General features: G+C 66.1%; 14 protein-coding genes, 1 tRNA gene and 1 pseudogene. 6 read left to right on the forward strand and 10 right to left on the reverse strand.

Annotated features, from left to right (window positions below):
• Positions 1-58 precede the first annotated feature (58 nt).
• Positions 59-1168: an NAD(P)/FAD-dependent oxidoreductase gene (locus JTE92_RS24495; RefSeq protein WP_063238354.1), complete on the forward strand. Its 1110-nt coding sequence runs from the start codon at positions 59-61 to the stop codon at positions 1166-1168.
• 212 nt (positions 1169-1380) lie between these two features.
• A tRNA-Asn gene (locus tag JTE92_RS24500) sits at positions 1381-1456 on the forward strand.
• 96 nt (positions 1457-1552) lie between these two features.
• Here the strand turns inward: JTE92_RS24500 and JTE92_RS24505 are convergent.
• The 5 genes from JTE92_RS24505 to JTE92_RS24525 form a co-directional block, all read right to left on the reverse strand.
• Positions 1553-2320: an IclR family transcriptional regulator gene (locus JTE92_RS24505; protein ID WP_063238317.1), complete on the reverse strand. Its 768-nt coding sequence runs from the start codon at positions 2318-2320 to the stop codon at positions 1553-1555.
• Between the two features lie 69 nt (positions 2321-2389).
• Positions 2390-3544 carry a CaiB/BaiF CoA transferase family protein gene (locus JTE92_RS24510; RefSeq protein ID WP_063238318.1) on the reverse strand — a complete coding sequence of 385 codons (1155 nt, stop codon included), beginning with the start codon at positions 3542-3544 and terminating at the stop codon, positions 2390-2392.
• A gap of 15 nt (positions 3545-3559) precedes the next feature.
• Complete coding sequence (locus tag JTE92_RS24515) at positions 3560-4726, reverse strand: acyl-CoA dehydrogenase family protein (protein ID WP_063238319.1); 1167 nt, start codon at positions 4724-4726, stop codon at positions 3560-3562.
• A gap of 20 nt (positions 4727-4746) precedes the next feature.
• On the reverse strand, positions 4747-5724 hold the full coding sequence (locus JTE92_RS24520; RefSeq protein ID WP_063238320.1) for a Bug family tripartite tricarboxylate transporter substrate binding protein: 978 nt from the start codon (positions 5722-5724) through the stop codon (positions 4747-4749).
• Positions 5725-5772: 48 nt separating this feature from the next.
• The gene (locus JTE92_RS24525; RefSeq protein ID WP_116386805.1) at positions 5773-6162 is read right to left on the reverse strand and encodes a cupin domain-containing protein; all 390 of its coding nucleotides are present in this window, start codon (positions 6160-6162) and stop codon (positions 5773-5775) included.
• 485 nt (positions 6163-6647) lie between these two features.
• Between JTE92_RS24525 and rpsU the strand changes: the two genes are divergently transcribed.
• From rpsU to JTE92_RS24540, 3 genes are all read left to right on the forward strand, one after another.
• Complete coding sequence (gene rpsU / locus JTE92_RS24530; RefSeq protein ID WP_010814647.1) at positions 6648-6860, forward strand: 30S ribosomal protein S21; 213 nt, start codon at positions 6648-6650, stop codon at positions 6858-6860.
• A gap of 181 nt (positions 6861-7041) precedes the next feature.
• On the forward strand, positions 7042-7953 hold the full coding sequence (nodI, locus tag JTE92_RS24535; protein WP_063238322.1) for a nodulation factor ABC transporter ATP-binding protein NodI: 912 nt from the start codon (positions 7042-7044) through the stop codon (positions 7951-7953).
• Positions 7954-7966: 13 nt separating this feature from the next.
• Positions 7967-8821 (forward strand): ABC transporter permease, encoded by an 855-nt coding sequence (locus tag JTE92_RS24540; protein WP_063238323.1) that lies wholly within the window; start codon positions 7967-7969, stop codon positions 8819-8821.
• Positions 8822-8837: 16 nt separating this feature from the next.
• On the opposite strand, the pseudogene sugE reads toward JTE92_RS24540, so the two are convergent.
• Positions 8838-9159 (reverse strand): annotated as a pseudogene (gene sugE, locus JTE92_RS24545) (quaternary ammonium compound efflux SMR transporter SugE).
• On the opposite strand from sugE, the gene JTE92_RS24550 reads away from it, so the two are divergent.
• On the forward strand, positions 9153-9455 hold the full coding sequence (locus JTE92_RS24550; RefSeq protein WP_232353315.1) for a hypothetical protein: 303 nt from the start codon (positions 9153-9155) through the stop codon (positions 9453-9455). The pseudogene sugE and the gene JTE92_RS24550 overlap by 7 nt on opposite strands.
• Positions 9456-9475: 20 nt before the next feature.
• Here the strand turns inward: JTE92_RS24550 and JTE92_RS24555 are convergent, their stop codons facing one another.
• The 4 genes from JTE92_RS24555 to JTE92_RS24570 form a co-directional block, all read right to left on the reverse strand.
• Entirely contained in the window at positions 9476-10687 is a 1212-nt protein-coding gene (locus tag JTE92_RS24555; RefSeq protein WP_063238355.1) for an O-succinylhomoserine sulfhydrylase, read from the reverse strand.
• A 336-nt stretch (positions 10688-11023) separates the two neighbouring features.
• Positions 11024-12553 carry an amidophosphoribosyltransferase gene (purF, locus tag JTE92_RS24560; protein WP_063238325.1) on the reverse strand — a complete coding sequence of 510 codons (1530 nt, stop codon included), beginning with the start codon at positions 12551-12553 and terminating at the stop codon, positions 11024-11026.
• 104 nt (positions 12554-12657) lie between these two features.
• On the reverse strand, positions 12658-13155 hold the full coding sequence (locus JTE92_RS24565; protein WP_029046270.1) for a CvpA family protein: 498 nt from the start codon (positions 13153-13155) through the stop codon (positions 12658-12660).
• A gap of 42 nt (positions 13156-13197) precedes the next feature.
• Positions 13198-13908: an SPOR domain-containing protein gene (locus tag JTE92_RS24570; RefSeq protein WP_063238326.1), complete on the reverse strand. Its 711-nt coding sequence runs from the start codon at positions 13906-13908 to the stop codon at positions 13198-13200.
• Positions 13909-13916 lie beyond the last annotated feature (8 nt).

Consider the following 13916-nt stretch of genomic DNA (forward strand, 5'->3'; position numbering starts at 1 on the left):
CCACGCGCTTTCCGCAATGCCGGGCACCCGCGTGCCCAACCAACGTATCAGGACGAATATGGACTTGAGCATTCCAAATCCCGTTGCCGACGCGACCAGGCAGGTCGAGGGCGGCAGCCCCGCAGGCGGCCAGCCGCTGGAAATCGACGCACTGATCGTCGGTGCCGGTCCGGTGGGCCTGTTCCAGGTGTTTGAACTGGGCCTGCTCGAAATCAAGGCCCACGTGATCGATTCCCTGAAAGTCGTTGGCGGCCAGTGCGTGGAACTGTATCCGGACAAGCCCATCTACGACATCCCGGCCGTGCCCAGCTGCACCGGCCAGGAACTGACCGACAACCTGCTCAAGCAGATCGAGCCGTTCGAGCCCACCTTCCACCTGGGCCAGGAAGTCTCCGTGGTGGAGCGCCGTGAAGACGGCCGCTTCTTCGTCGAGACCTCGCTCGGGACCCGCTTTATCACCAAGACCATCTTCATCGCTGCCGGCGTGGGCTCGTTCCAGCCGCGTACGCTGAAGGTCGAGGGCCTCGACAAGTTCGACGGCAAGCAGCTGTTCTACCGCGTCAAGGATCCGAGCCGCTTCCACGGCCGCAACCTGGTGATCGTCGGCGGCGGCGACTCGGCGCTGGACTGGACGCTGGACCTGGTCGGCAAGGCCGAGTCGGTGGTGATGATCCACCGCCGCGACGGCTTCCGCGCCGCGCCGGCCTCGGTGGCCAAGATGAAGGAACTGTGCGAACAACTGGAAATGCAGTTCGTGGTCGGCCAGATCGGCGGCTATGAAGAAAAGGACGGCGTGCTCACCGAGATCAAGGTGACCGGTGCCGACGGCGTGACCCGCCGCCTGCCGCTGGACGACCTGCTGGTGTTCTTTGGCCTGTCGCCCAAGCTCGGCCCGATCGCCGAGTGGGGCCTGGACCTGGAGCGCAAGCAGATCAAGGTCGATACCGAGAAGTTCCAGACCAATATCCCGGGCATCTTCGCGGTGGGCGACATCAACACCTACCCGGGCAAGAAGAAGCTGATCCTGTCGGGCTTCCACGAGGCCGCGCTGGCCGCGTTCGGTGCTGCGCCGTATATCTTCCCCGAGAAGAAGATCCACATGCAGTACACCACGACCTCGCCGAAGCTGCACAAGGTCCTGGGCGTGGAATCGCCGGTGTTCGACTGATACGGCGCTGCACGGTGCCGCAGAAAAAAGCCGCCGCAAGGCGGTTTTTTTCTGGCACAAACGAAAAACCGTCGCTATAATGCGGCCTCGCTGCTGAACACCAACGTGGGCCGCAGCCAGCCAGCCGCTCCGAAGCCCCTGACGACAAACAAAATGTTGATAAGGTGTTGACGACAAAAAGAGAAACTGGCTATAATCTCTTTCTCAGCTGTTCCCCGATAGCTCAGTCGGTAGAGCGACGGACTGTTAATCCGCAGGTCCCTGGTTCGAGCCCAGGTCGGGGAGCCAACCGATACGGAAGCCCGGTGCAAACGCACCGGGCTTTTTCGTTTGTGGCTCGTCGAGGCTTGCCTCCGGGGCCGCCGCAGCGCCCCTGCCCTCCGCTTATCCCTGCAGCGAACCGCCTGCGGCCTTCAGCGCCACGACGATCGCCTGCGCATTGGCTTCGACCCGATGCAGCGGCCCCGCTACCGACATCCCGTAGACAACGCCGCCGAGCGATAGCGGAATCGCGATGGCCCCCAGGTCCGGGAACGACTCGCCGAAGTTCGGATACCACCCCTGCGCCTGCCATTGCTGCATCGCTGCCTCGAATACCCGCAGCGAGTCCACCGTGCGCCCGGTGCGCGAGGCAAAGGAAACGCTGGCCAGCAGTTCCGCGCGGCTCTCCGCGGTCATGGTGCCGAGGATGGCGCGGCCGATGGAATTGACATGCGCGTCGCGCAGTTCGCCCGGCGCGGCGATATAGCGCACCGGGTTGGCGGATTCGCGCACCTCCAGGTACAGCACGCGGCCGTCGTCCTGCAGCTTGCCGAAGATCACGGTTTCGCCGGTGTCATCGCGCAGCGACTCCAGCACCGGCTGCACGCGTTCGAGCAGCGGGTCGTTGCGCGCGATGCGCTGGGCGATATCGAGCAACCGCCGCGTGGGGTAGTAGCCCTGGCGGCGGCCGGTTTCGTACAGGTAGCCCAGCGACGCCAGCGTGCGGATCAGCCCCAGGCAGCTCGACATCGGCGCACCCAGCAGCTTCGCCAGTTCGGTCAGCGTCAGCGAGCGCCCTTCGCGTGCATAGATTTCCATGATCTCGATCACGCGCAGCGCCGTCTTGACGCTGCCGTAGCCGGATTTTTCCGCCGCTTCGTTTTCTGCCATCGTTGGCTTCCTCGACTTCCGTGTGCTTTGGCCGGAATTGTACGCGGCGTGTTTCCCTACGCAGCCGGATCAGGTGCCGGAGCCGTCCTGCGCCTGTGGCAGACCTTCCGGCCAGCTACGGATATTGCCCGGCGTGCGCGAGAACCGCGTGGGAATGCCGACACCACGCAGGCGCCCTTCGCTCGGATGGTCGTATTCGAACATCATGCCGGTGGCGCGAAGGTGCGGGTCATCCACCAGGCTGTCGAAATGCGGCAGCTCGCTGTGCGGGATATCGGCATCGCGCAGCAACGCCAGCCACTCCGCGGTGGTGCGCTGCGCGACGATCTCGGCGAGCGTGGCGTAGAGCGCGTCGATATTGGCGCTGCGCGCGGCGGGCGTGGCATAGCGCGGGTCGCGCGCCAGTCCGGCATGGCCCGACAGGTCGAAAAAGCGCAGCCACTGCGCGCTGGTATAGGGCAGCAGCGCAAGATGGCCGTCGCTGGTGCGGTACGGCTTGCGGTGGGCCGACATCACGCGCGGATAGCCGGCAGGGCCGAGCGGCGGCACGAAGGTCTGCCCGGCGAGCTGCTCGGTGGCGAGGAACGACACCAGCGTCTCGAACATCGGCACCTCGATGGCCTGGCCCTGGCCCGATCGCTCGCGTTCATACAGCGCCATCGGGATCGCATAGGCGACGGTCAGGCCGGCAACCTTGTCGGCCAGGATGGTGTTGACGTACTGCGGCCCCTCGTTCGAGTTGGCGCCCTGGAACTGCGCCATCCCGCTGCGTGCCTGGATGATGTCGTCGAAGGCCGGTGCGCCGGCATACGGGCCCTCTTCCGAATAGCCATAGGCGCCGCAATAGATCAGCCGCGGATGGTCCGACCTGAGTGAGGCATAGTCCAGGCCGAGCTTGCGCAACGACTGCGGCCGCACGTTGGAGACGAAGACATCGGCCGTGGCGATCAGCGCCTTCAGCTCGGCCAGGTCCTCCGGCTGCTTGACGTCGAGCACGACAAACCGCTTGTTGCGGTTCAGGTTGAGGAAACTGGCGCCCATCGCGGCGTGGCGCGCCGGCTCGGCATGGCGGAACACATCGCCGGCGGGCGGTTCGACCTTGATCACTTCGGCGCCCATGTCGCCGAGGATCTGCGTGGCGTACGGCCCCATCGCCACCGAGGTCATGTCGATCACCCGCACGCCCGCCAGGGGCCCGGTCGCGGGAGGCGCTTTGTCTTGCATCGTCACCCTCCCCGTTCAGTACGACTTGGGCAAGCCCAGCACGCGCTCGGCGATAAAGCACATGATCAGCTGCGGGCTGACCGGCGCGATGCGCGGGATATACGATTCGCGCAGCAGGCGCTCCACGCGGTATTCGCGCGAATAGCCCATGCCGCCCAGCGTCAGGATCGCGGTCTGGCAGGCGTTGTGGCCGGCCTCGGCGGCAAGATACTTGGCCGCATTGGCCTCGGCCCCGCAGGACTGGCCCGCGTCGTAGCGCGCGGCGGCCTTCAGCATCATCAGGTTGGCCGATTCGAGCTGCATCCATGCCTGCGCCAGCGGATGCTGGACGCCCTGGTTCATGCCGATCGGGCGGCCGAAGACTACGCGCTCCTTGGCATACTGCGTGGCGATCGCCAGCGCGGCGCGGCCAAGCCCGATGGCTTCGGCGGCGATCAGGATGCGCTCGGGGTTCAGGCCATGCAGGATGTATTCGAAGCCCTTGCCCTCCTCGCCGATCCGGTCTTCTTCCGGGATATACAGGTCGTCGATGAACAGCATGTTGGTATCGACGGCGGCGCGGCCCATCTTGTCGATCTCGCGGATCTCGATCCTGCTGCGGTCCACCTTCGTGTAGAACAGCGACAGCCCTTCGGTCGATTTCTTCACCTGCTCCAGCGGCGTGGTGCGCGCCAGCAGCAGCATGCGGTCGGCCACCTGCGCGGTCGAGATCCAGATCTTGCGCCCGCTCACCGAATAGCCGCCCGGCACCTTGCGCGCGAAGGTCTTGAGCTTGGTGGTGTCCAGCCCCGCATCGGGCTCGGTCACGCCGAAGCACGCCTTCTCCTTGCCGGCGATCAGCGGCGGCAGGAAGCGGCCCTTCTGCTCTTCGGTGCCGAACACCACCACCGGGTTCAGGCCGAACACGTTCATATGCACCGCCGAGGCGCCGGTCATGCCCGCGCCCGACTGCGAGATGGTCTGCATCACCAGCGCCGCTTCCAGGATGCCGAGACCGGCGCCGCCGAACGCCTCGGGCATCGCCACCCCCAGCCAGCCGCCCTCGCACAGGGTCTTGTAGAACTCGTGCGGATAGGTGCCGGACTTGTCGAGGCGGTCCCAGTATTCCATGTCGTACTGCGTGCAGACCTGCTGCACGGCTTCGACGATCGATGCCTGTTCTTCGGAGAGATCGAAATTCATGAGATTGCCTGTCAGGTTGTTTATTCCGGCTGGATGCCAGCGTCCTTCACCAGCCGCGACCACTTCTGCAGTTCGGCCACGACAAACTGGTTCAGCTCGGCGGGCGTGCTGCCAAAGGGCTCGAAGCCCAGCGCGTGGAACTGCGCGGCATGCTGCTTGCTGGTGGCGATGGCAACCAGCTCGCGGTTGAGGCGCTCCACGACGGGCGCCGGCACGCCGGCGGGTGCGAATACGCCGTTCCAGGAGGTGATGTCGAAACCCTTGAGCTCGGGCGCGCTGCCGACCGGCGGCAGGTCCGGCAGCAGCGCACTGCGTTGCGCGGTGGTCACGGCCAGCGCGCGCAGCTTGCCGGCGCGCACATTGGCGATGCCCGCGGCAAAGTCGACGAACATCGCCTGCACCTGGCCGCCCATCACGTCGGTCATCGCCGGCGGCGTGCTCTTGTACGGCACGTGCAGCATCTTCAGGCCCGCCATCTTCGACAGCGTCGCGCCGGCAACGATGCCGGTGCTGTTGCCGCTTGCGTAGCTCATGCCAGGATGCGCGCGGGCGTAGTCGATGAACTCGCGCAGCGTCTTCACCGGCAGTTGCGGATTGACCACCAGCATGAACGGCAGGTTGCCCATGCGCGAGACCGGCGTGAAGTCCTTGACCGGGTCGTAGCGCAGCTGTTTCATCAGCGACGGGTTGGCCGAATGCGTGGTGTTGGTGGTCATGAACAGCGTATAGCCGTCGGCCGGCGCCTTGGCGACGAACTCCGCGGCGATGGTGCCGTTGGCGCCCGGCTTGTTGTCGATCACCACCGGCTGCTGCAGCGACTCGCCCAGGTACTTGGCGGTCAGCCGCGCCACGGCATCGGTGCCGCTGCCGGCGGCGAACGGGACCACCAGGCGCAGCGGCTTGGACGGAAATTCATCGGCGGCCAGCGCCGGTGCTGCAAACAGCGCGGCGGTACATCCCAGCACCAGGCTGGCGAAAGCGGTCTTGAAGCACTTCACGGTCTGTCTCCTGTCGTTATATGAACCCTTGCCGTGGCCGGCCGCATCTCAGGCGGGCCGTACCACGCGCTCGGGCGATTCCTCGTACGGTGGGGAATAGATCACCAGGATCCTGGCTGGCTCTTCACTTACCACCGTGAACACATGCATCTCGTCCGGCGGGAAGAAGCAGCAATCGCCCGGTCCCAGTTCCTTGCGCTGGCCGCCGACCTCGGCGATGGCCCGGCCTTCCAGCACGTAGCACACCTGCTCGATGCCGGGGTGCGCGTGGGGCAGCGCGCCCTTGCCTTTCTCGATGGTGCCGTGGATCACTTCCAGGTGGCGCGAACCAACGGTCTCGGGGCCGATCAGCCGGCGGTTCAGCGTGCCGACGTGGTTGGCGGGATGGTAGCCCTCGACCTCTTCGGTCGAGATGAAGTAAACCGGGGGTTGCGGCACGCTGCTCTCCTGTCGAGGACTCGCCATGCTGGCGATTAATTCATATCTATGAATCTTAGTTTATACATATGAATATCATCGTCAAACAATTTCGGGCGTGTTGCGGGTTTACCGGGAGACAGCGTCCGGGTCGTCATGCGCGGATTCCCAAGACTGGGGGCGAGCGAGGCATGGCGGATAATTCGCCGCTTGCCGCCTCCTCCCTGCAGCGTCGGTCGCACGCCATTCTTGACAAATGCGTCGTATACATGCCATAGTTACGGGCGTATAGCATTCATGGAAACCGGTACTGTCAGGCCCCAGTTATTTTTGGACCTGGCGCTATCACCCCTGACACTGGTTGCACGGACTGAAACGTCCACATCTTTCAGGTTCGCGGGGGCGCACCGGGCACATGCCCAGCGTGCAATACCAGTCGCTCCGGCGACAGCAGTTTCCCCCCGTGTGAACCAGCCGCTACCGCGGCAATCCCCTAAAGGACTGAATTGACTAAGATCGTCTTGAAACCCGGTGAGCCCGTTGAAGTTGCAATGCGGCGTTTCCGTCGTGCCATTCTGCAGACTGGCCTGATCGTTGAACTCAAGAGCCGCACCGCTTACGAGAAGCCGACGACCGAGCGCAAGCGCAAGAAGAAGGCCGCCGAAGCACGTCTGCGCAAGCGCCTGCGCATGCAAATGCTGCCGAAGAAGATGTACTGATTCGCGCAAGCTTCGCAAGAAAACCGCCAGTTCGCTGGCGGTTTTTTTATGCCTGCTCGCAACGCGTCACGGGCGCCCGCAACGCTTAGGTTTTTGCTGCATTGCGCCACCTGAGCGTTGCGCCGATGCCCGGCATAATGGCGGATATTGCGCCTGCTTGAGGCGCCCACCGGACCCTGCCTTGACTGCCATCCTCGAGTTGCGCAAGGTGCGCAAGCAATACGGCGATACGGTCGTTGTCGACGACCTCGACCTCCAGGTGTTTCGCGGCCAGTGCTATGGCCTGCTCGGTCCCAACGGCGCCGGCAAGACCACCACGCTGCGCCTGCTGCTGGGCCTGACCACGCCGATGGCCGGCACACTGACGCTGTGCGGCGAACCCATCCCCGAGCGGGCACCGCAGGCGCGCATGCGCGTGGGGGTGGTGCCGCAGTTCGACAACCTCGACCCGGATTTCTCGGTGATCGAGAACCTGCGCATCTTCGGCCGCTACTTCGGCCTGTCCTCGGCCGAGATCGAGCGGCGCGTGCCGATGCTGCTGGAATTCGCCCGGCTGGAAAGCCGCGCCGACGCGCAGGTGCGCGATCTCTCCGGCGGCATGCGCCGGCGCCTGACGGTGGCGCGCGCGCTGATCAACGACCCCGACCTGCTGGTGCTGGACGAGCCCACCACCGGGCTGGATCCGCAGGCGCGCCACCTGATCTGGGAGCGCCTGAAGTCGCTGATGGCGAGCGGCAAGACCATCCTGCTGACCACGCACTTCATGGAAGAAGCCGAGCGGCTGTGCAACTACCTGTGCGTGATCGACGGCGGGCGCAAGATCGCCGAAGGCAAGCCGCACGAGTTGATCGACAGCCAGATCGGCTGCGATGTGGTCGAAGTCTATGGCGATGAACTGGACACGCTGCGCGGCACGCTGACACCGCTGGCGCAGCGCACCGAAATGAGCGGCGAGACGCTGTTCTGCTACGTGCGCGAGCCCGCCCCGCTGCTGGCGGCGCTGCACGGCAGGAGCGGCGTGCGCTACCTGCACCGCCCGGCCAACCTGGAGGACGTGTTCCTCAGGCTGACCGGCCGCGAGATGCGGGACTGAACCAGGGACTGACATGAGCGAACAGGATCCCCGCACCGATACACCCGCCATCGCCAACCGGGACGCTGCCGCGCCAACGCGCCAGGCCTATCCGCAGCCGCTGCTGCCGCGCAACATGCGCAACTGGATGATGGTCTGGTACCGCAACTACCTGGTGTGGAAGAAACTGGCCATCCCGTCGCTGATCGGCAACCTGGCCGACCCGATGATCTACCTGTTCGGCCTCGGCCTCGGGCTGGGGCTGATGGTGGGCCAGGTCAACGGCGTGTCGTACATCGCCTTCCTCGCCGCCGGCACCACCGCATCGAGCGTGATGATGTCGGCCAGCTTCGAGTCGATGTACTCGGCCTTCTCGCGCATGCACGTGCAGCGCACCTGGGAAGCGATCATGCACGCGCCGCTGACGCTGGGCGACGTGGTGCTGGGCGAGATCTTGTGGGCGGCCAGCAAGGCGGTGTTGTCGGGCCTGGCGATCATGCTGGTGGCGGCGGCGCTGGGCTATGCGCAAATGCCGGGCGCGCTGCTGGCGCTGCCGGTGATCGTGCTGGCCGGCATTGCCTTCGCCGCGCTGGCGATGATCGTCACCGCGCTGGCGCCCAGCTACGACTTCTTCATGTTCTACCAGACGCTGGTGATGACGCCGATGCTGCTGCTGTCGGGCGTGTTCTTTCCGGTGGAGCAATTGCCGGAAGGCGTGCAGGCGGCCACCAGGTTGCTGCCGCTGGCGCACGCGGTCGAGCTGATCCGGCCGCTGATGCTGGGCCGGCCGGTGGAAGGCGCCGGGCTGCATCTTGCCGTGCTCGCAGCCTATGCGGCGGGCGCGCTGGTGGTTTCGCTGGTGCTGCTGCGCCGGCGGATGCTGCGCTGACGTTGCGCGCGCGGGCTCAGGCGCTGCCCACCAGCTTGAGCCCGGCAATGCCGCACACGATCAGCGCGATGCAGCCGATGCGCGCCGCGGTCGCGGGCTCATTGAAGAGTATGATGCCGAGGATCGCGGTGCCGACCGCGCCGATCCCGGTCCACACCGCGTAGCCGGTTCCCACCGGAATGTGACGCAGCGCCAGTGCCAGCAGGGATCACACTGATGGCCATGCCGGCCAGCGTGATGACGCTCGGCACCAGGCGCGTGAACCCGTCGGTGTATTTGAGCCCGATTGCCCACACCACCTCGAACAGCCCTGCCAGGGCCAGCAGTGTCCATGCCATACCGAAATTTCCCGTTGCAGCGTACCGTGCGCAACGATAGCGGAGAACCCGCCACCTTGCAGCGCGTTGCCCTGGCGTTGGCAGCCGCGTTGGCAGCCGCGTTGGCTACCCTTCCGCTGGGCGGTTGCATGGTGATGGCCGTGGGTAGTGCCGCGGTCTCGACCGTGGCAACCGTTGGTTCCGCCGCGGTCAGCGTGGCCTCGACCGCGGTCGGCACCACCTATGACATCACCGCTGCCGGCGTAAAAGCGGTAGCCGGCAGCGACGATCCGCCGCCGGCGCAGGAAGCGCCGTAAGCGCGATCAGCCTCTCGCGGTCAGCCTTGCTCGCCCAGGCCGCGCAGCAGGTCGGCCTTCAGGTCCTCGACCGATTCCAGTCCCACCGCCAGCCGGATCAGCCCTTCGCCCACGCCCGCCGCCGCCTTGGCCTCCGGACTCACGCGCGCATGCGTGGTGGTGTACGGGTGCGTGATGGTGGTGCGGGTATCGCCCAGGTTGCCGGTGATCGAGCACAGGCGCGTGTTGTCGATCACGCGCCAGGCGTTGGCGCGCTGCTGCTCGGGCGTGGCGCCCTTCAGCTCGAACGACACGATCGCGCCGCCGCCGCTCTGCTGCCGCATGGCAATCTCGTGCTGCGGGTGCGACTTCAGCGCCGGATGGAACACGCGCGCCACGGCCGGGTGCGACTCCAGGAACTGCGCCAGCGCCAGCGCGCTGGACGAATGGCGCTCCATGCGGATCGCCAGCGTCTCCATGCCCTTGAGCAGCACCCAGGCGTTGAACGCCGACAGCGTCGGGCCGGCGGTGCGCACGAACGGGAACACCTTGCCCATGATGAAATCGTGCGAGCCCAGCACCGCGCCGCCCAGCACGCGGCCCTGGCCGTCGATATGCTTGGTGGCGGAGTGCACCACGATGTCGGCGCCGAACTTCATCGGCTGCTGCAGCGCGGGCGAGCAGAAGCAGTTGTCGACCACCAGCAGCGCATTGGCGTTATGGGCGATGTCCGCCACGGCCGCGATGTCAGCCACTTCGGTCAGCGGATTCGACGGCGTCTCCAGGAAGAACAGCTTCGTGTTCGGCCGCACTGCCGCACGCCACGCCTCGAGGTCGGTCGGATCGACAAAGGTCGTCTCCACGCCGAACTTGCCGAAGATATTGCTGAACAGCGTCATGGTCGAGCCGAAGATCGCGCGCGAGCTGACCAGGTGGTCGCCCGCCTGCATCGACGACAGCACCACCGACAGGATCGCGCTCATGCCCGACGCCGTGGCCATGCAGGCCTGCGCCCCTTCCAGCGCGGCCAGCCGCGACTGGAACATCGACACGGTCGGGTTGGTGAAGCGCGAATAGGTGAAGCCCTCTTCCGAGTTGGCGAAGCGTTCGGCGGCCTCGGCGGCGCTGTTGAAGCAGAAGCTCGAGGTCAGGTACATGGCCTCGGAATGCTCCATGAACTCGCTGCGCAGCGTGCCGGCGCGCACGCCAAGGGTATCGATGCCGAGCGATTCAGGATTGAGCGGTTCGTTCATGCTGGTGGCGCGGTCGTACCCGCGCGAATGCAATGGTTGTGGCCTGCCGCGGCAAGGCGGCGGGCCATGAAAAAAGCCCGTGCGATCGGATGGTCGGATCGACGGGCTTGCTGTGCTGCGGCGGCCTTCGGCAGGCTGTGGCGATTGGCGGGCCAGTTGCGCAGGGCTGTGCGCAGGCACTGTGCGCATCGGCGAATCTTGCTGGCCACCATCTCTTTAGCTGTTTCGGGCTGGACCCGCGTCCGCAAGCTGACTGTCAAATCGACGCCCGGCCATGTTACGGCCGGGCTTCGCATCCGTCAACGAACGGACATGCACGGGGGGACGGCGTGCGGCTTACTCGTTGTTGCCGGAACGCTGCAGGTGCAGTGCCGAGCGCTCGGTGTCGCCGGCGGTGCCGTCGCGGTCGGCCTGGCTGCGCGCGGTCTCCAGGCGGTCCAGGTAGGCCTCGTCGATATCGCCGGTGACGTAGCGGCCATCGAAGCACGAGGCATCGAAGTCCTTCAGCGCCGGGTTGATGTCGCGCACCGCCTGCTTCATCGCTTCCACGTCCTGGTACACAAGCTGGTCCGCGCCGATGATCTGGGCGATCTCTTCGTGCGTGCGGCCGTGCGCCACCAGTTCGCTGCGGGTCGGCATGTCGATGCCGTACACGTTGGGGTACTTCACCGGCGGCGCGGCCGAGGCGAAGATCACCTTGTTGGCGCCGGCGTCGCGCGCCATCTGCACGATCTCGAACGAGGTGGTGCCGCGCACGATCGAGTCATCGACGATCAGCACGTTCTTGCCCTTGAACTCCACGCCCATGGCATTGAGCTTCTGGCGCACCGACTTCTTGCGCACCGCCTGGCCCGGCATGATGAAGGTGCGGCCGACATAGCGGTTCTTGAAGAAGCCTTCGCGGTAGTGGACGCCCAGGCGGTTGGCCACCTGCATCGCGGCCGGACGGCTGGAGTCGGGAATCGGCATCACCACGTCGATGTCGCCGGCCGACACTTCCTGGCGGATCTTTTCGGCCAGGTAGTCGCCCATGCGCAGGCGCGCGTCGTAGACGGGCACGCCGTCGATGCACGAATCCGGGCGGGCCAGGTAGACGTACTCGAAGATGCACGGCGTCAGCACCGGATTGTCGGCGCATTGCTTGCTGTAGAGCTTGCCGTCCAGGTCGATGAAGATCGCTTCGCCCGCCGCCACGTCGCGCTCGAACTTGTAGCCGATGCCTTCCAGCGCCACGGACTCGGAGGCAACCATCCATTCCTTGCCCGTGGGCGTCTCGACGCTGCCCAGGCACAGCGGGCGGATGCCGAACGGATCGCGCACCGCCAGCATGCCGTAGCCGGCGATCTGCGCCGCGATGGCGTACGAGCCGCGCACGCGGCGGTGCATGCCCGCAACCGCCTTGAAGATCATTTCCGGATCGAGCGCCATGCCGTTGCTGGCGCGCTGCAGCTCGTCGGCCAGCACGTTCAGCAGCACTTCGGTATCCGAATGCGTGTTGATGTGGCGGCGGTCGCGGCGGAACATTTCCTCGCGCAGCTGCTGCCAGTTGGTCAGGTTGCCGTTATGCGCCAGGATGATGCCGTACGGGGCATTGACGTAGAACGGCTGCGCCTCTTCCTCGCTCGAGGCCGAGCCGGCGGTCGGGTAGCGCACCTGGCCGATGCCCGCGGTGCCCGGCAGGCCGCGCATGTTGCGGGTACGGAAGACGTCGCGCACCAGGCCGTTGGCCTTGTACATGTGGAAAGTACTGCCGTTGGCGGTGGCGATGCCGGCAGCATCCTGTCCGCGGTGTTGCAACAACAGCAGGCTGTCGTAAATCAGTTGGTTGACAGGCGTGGCTGAAACCACACCGACGATACCGCACATGCCAAGCTCCCAGGAAAGGCTTTGAATCAGGGGGCGCAGCCTGGTCCGGCTATCCTTCCGGACCACAAGGCCTGCGTACTACTGGCCGGGCACCATGCCCGGCTTCATGTCTTGACGTATTTCGCCAGCTCCGGCGGCAGCCATGGCTTCACCGATTCCATGGCCTGCATCACATACGGGCGGCTCACCGCATCGCGCCAGAACGGTTCTTCCGGCAATTTCGTCAGGCTGGCGAGGGTCACCATCACCATTACCAGCAGCGCGCCGCGCAGCAATCCGAACACCAGCCCGAGCCCGCGGTCCGCCGGCTTGAGGCCCGTGCTCTCCAGCAACTGCCCGACCACCATGCCGGCCAGCGACGCCCCGAGCACGGTGCCGATCAGCAGCACCACGAAACCCAGCGCGTGGCGGGCCAGCTCGCCGCCGGGCAGCGACTCGGGCATCCAGCCCGCCGCCACCGCGCCGTAGCGGAACGCAACCCAGAACGCCACCACCCAGCCGATCAGCGACAGCACCTCGCGCACCAGGCCGCGCAGCACGCCCAGCGCGCCCGAGGCCAGCAGGATGAAGACCACGGCGTAGTCGAAGAAAGTCGGCTGCATCGTTGCTCGCTGCCGCGCCCACGCGCCAGGCAGCGCTGGCCCTTACTGTTCGATCACCTTCGAGGTCAGGCCCACCGCCCGCACGCGCTTGTCGGCGGCATCGGCGGCGTCGCGGTCGCTGAAGGGACCGGCGCGCAGCAGGATACGCTCGCCGTCGGCCAGCACTTTCTTCTCCACATAGGCCGGCACCTTGCTCGCCTTGAGCTTGGCCAGCCAGGTCTTCGCCTTCTCTTCCGACGAGAACGCGCCGATCAGGATCAGGTACTTGCCGCTGCCCTGGGGCTTGGCCTCAGGCTTGGCTTCGGGCTTGGCCTCGGCGCGCTGGATGGGCTTGTCGGCAGGCTTGTCCGCCGTGCTGACGATTTCCTCGCCGGCATCGAGCGCCGCGGCGTCGTTGCGGGCCGCCGGCGCCGGCGGCAGCGGGTCGGCCTTGCGCGGCTCGACGCGGGGCTTGCTGCTGGCCTGCCCGCCGCTCACCTTGACCACGACATCGTCGGCCACCGGGCGCGGCTTGGTCTCGAACACGATCGGCAGCACGATCACCGCGGCCACCACCAGCACCACGGCGCCGATCAGGCGGCGGCGCGCGCGCTGCTTCTGCGGGAATTCAGGATCAAGCGTGTCGTCGGCATATTCGTCGGCGAGACGGCGCGACGAGGCGATGCCTGCACCCGGGTCGTTGCGCTGGCGGCGCGCACGCTCCGGTGCCGGGTCGTTGCCCTTGCGGGAAGAAAACAGCGAAAGCAGGCCCATAGATTGGT

This window comes from Cupriavidus oxalaticus (assembly GCF_016894385.1).
Lineage (GTDB): Bacteria > Pseudomonadota > Gammaproteobacteria > Burkholderiales > Burkholderiaceae > Cupriavidus > Cupriavidus oxalaticus.

Excerpts from the sequence above, each read along its gene's own strand:
- JTE92_RS24495 (WP_063238354.1), top strand. The coding sequence starts at position 59 with ATGGACTTGAGCATTCCAAATCCCGTTGCCGACGCGACCAGGCAGGTC.
- JTE92_RS24570 (WP_063238326.1), bottom strand. The coding sequence starts at position 13,908 with ATGGGCCTGCTTTCGCTGTTTTCTTCCCGCAAGGGCAACGACCCGGCA.
- JTE92_RS24555 (WP_063238355.1), bottom strand. The coding sequence starts at position 10,687 with ATGAACGAACCGCTCAATCCTGAATCGCTCGGCATCGATACCCTTGGC.
- JTE92_RS24515 (WP_063238319.1), bottom strand. The coding sequence starts at position 4,726 with ATGAATTTCGATCTCTCCGAAGAACAGGCATCGATCGTCGAAGCCGTG.
- JTE92_RS24550 (WP_232353315.1), top strand. The coding sequence starts at position 9,153 with ATGCCATACCGAAATTTCCCGTTGCAGCGTACCGTGCGCAACGATAGC.
- JTE92_RS24510 (WP_063238318.1), bottom strand. The coding sequence starts at position 3,544 with ATGCAAGACAAAGCGCCTCCCGCGACCGGGCCCCTGGCGGGCGTGCGG.
- JTE92_RS24505 (WP_063238317.1), bottom strand. The coding sequence starts at position 2,320 with ATGGCAGAAAACGAAGCGGCGGAAAAATCCGGCTACGGCAGCGTCAAG.
- JTE92_RS24540 (WP_063238323.1), top strand. The coding sequence starts at position 7,967 with ATGAGCGAACAGGATCCCCGCACCGATACACCCGCCATCGCCAACCGG.
- JTE92_RS24565 (WP_029046270.1), bottom strand. The coding sequence starts at position 13,155 with ATGCAGCCGACTTTCTTCGACTACGCCGTGGTCTTCATCCTGCTGGCC.
- purF (WP_063238325.1), bottom strand. The coding sequence starts at position 12,553 with ATGTGCGGTATCGTCGGTGTGGTTTCAGCCACGCCTGTCAACCAACTG.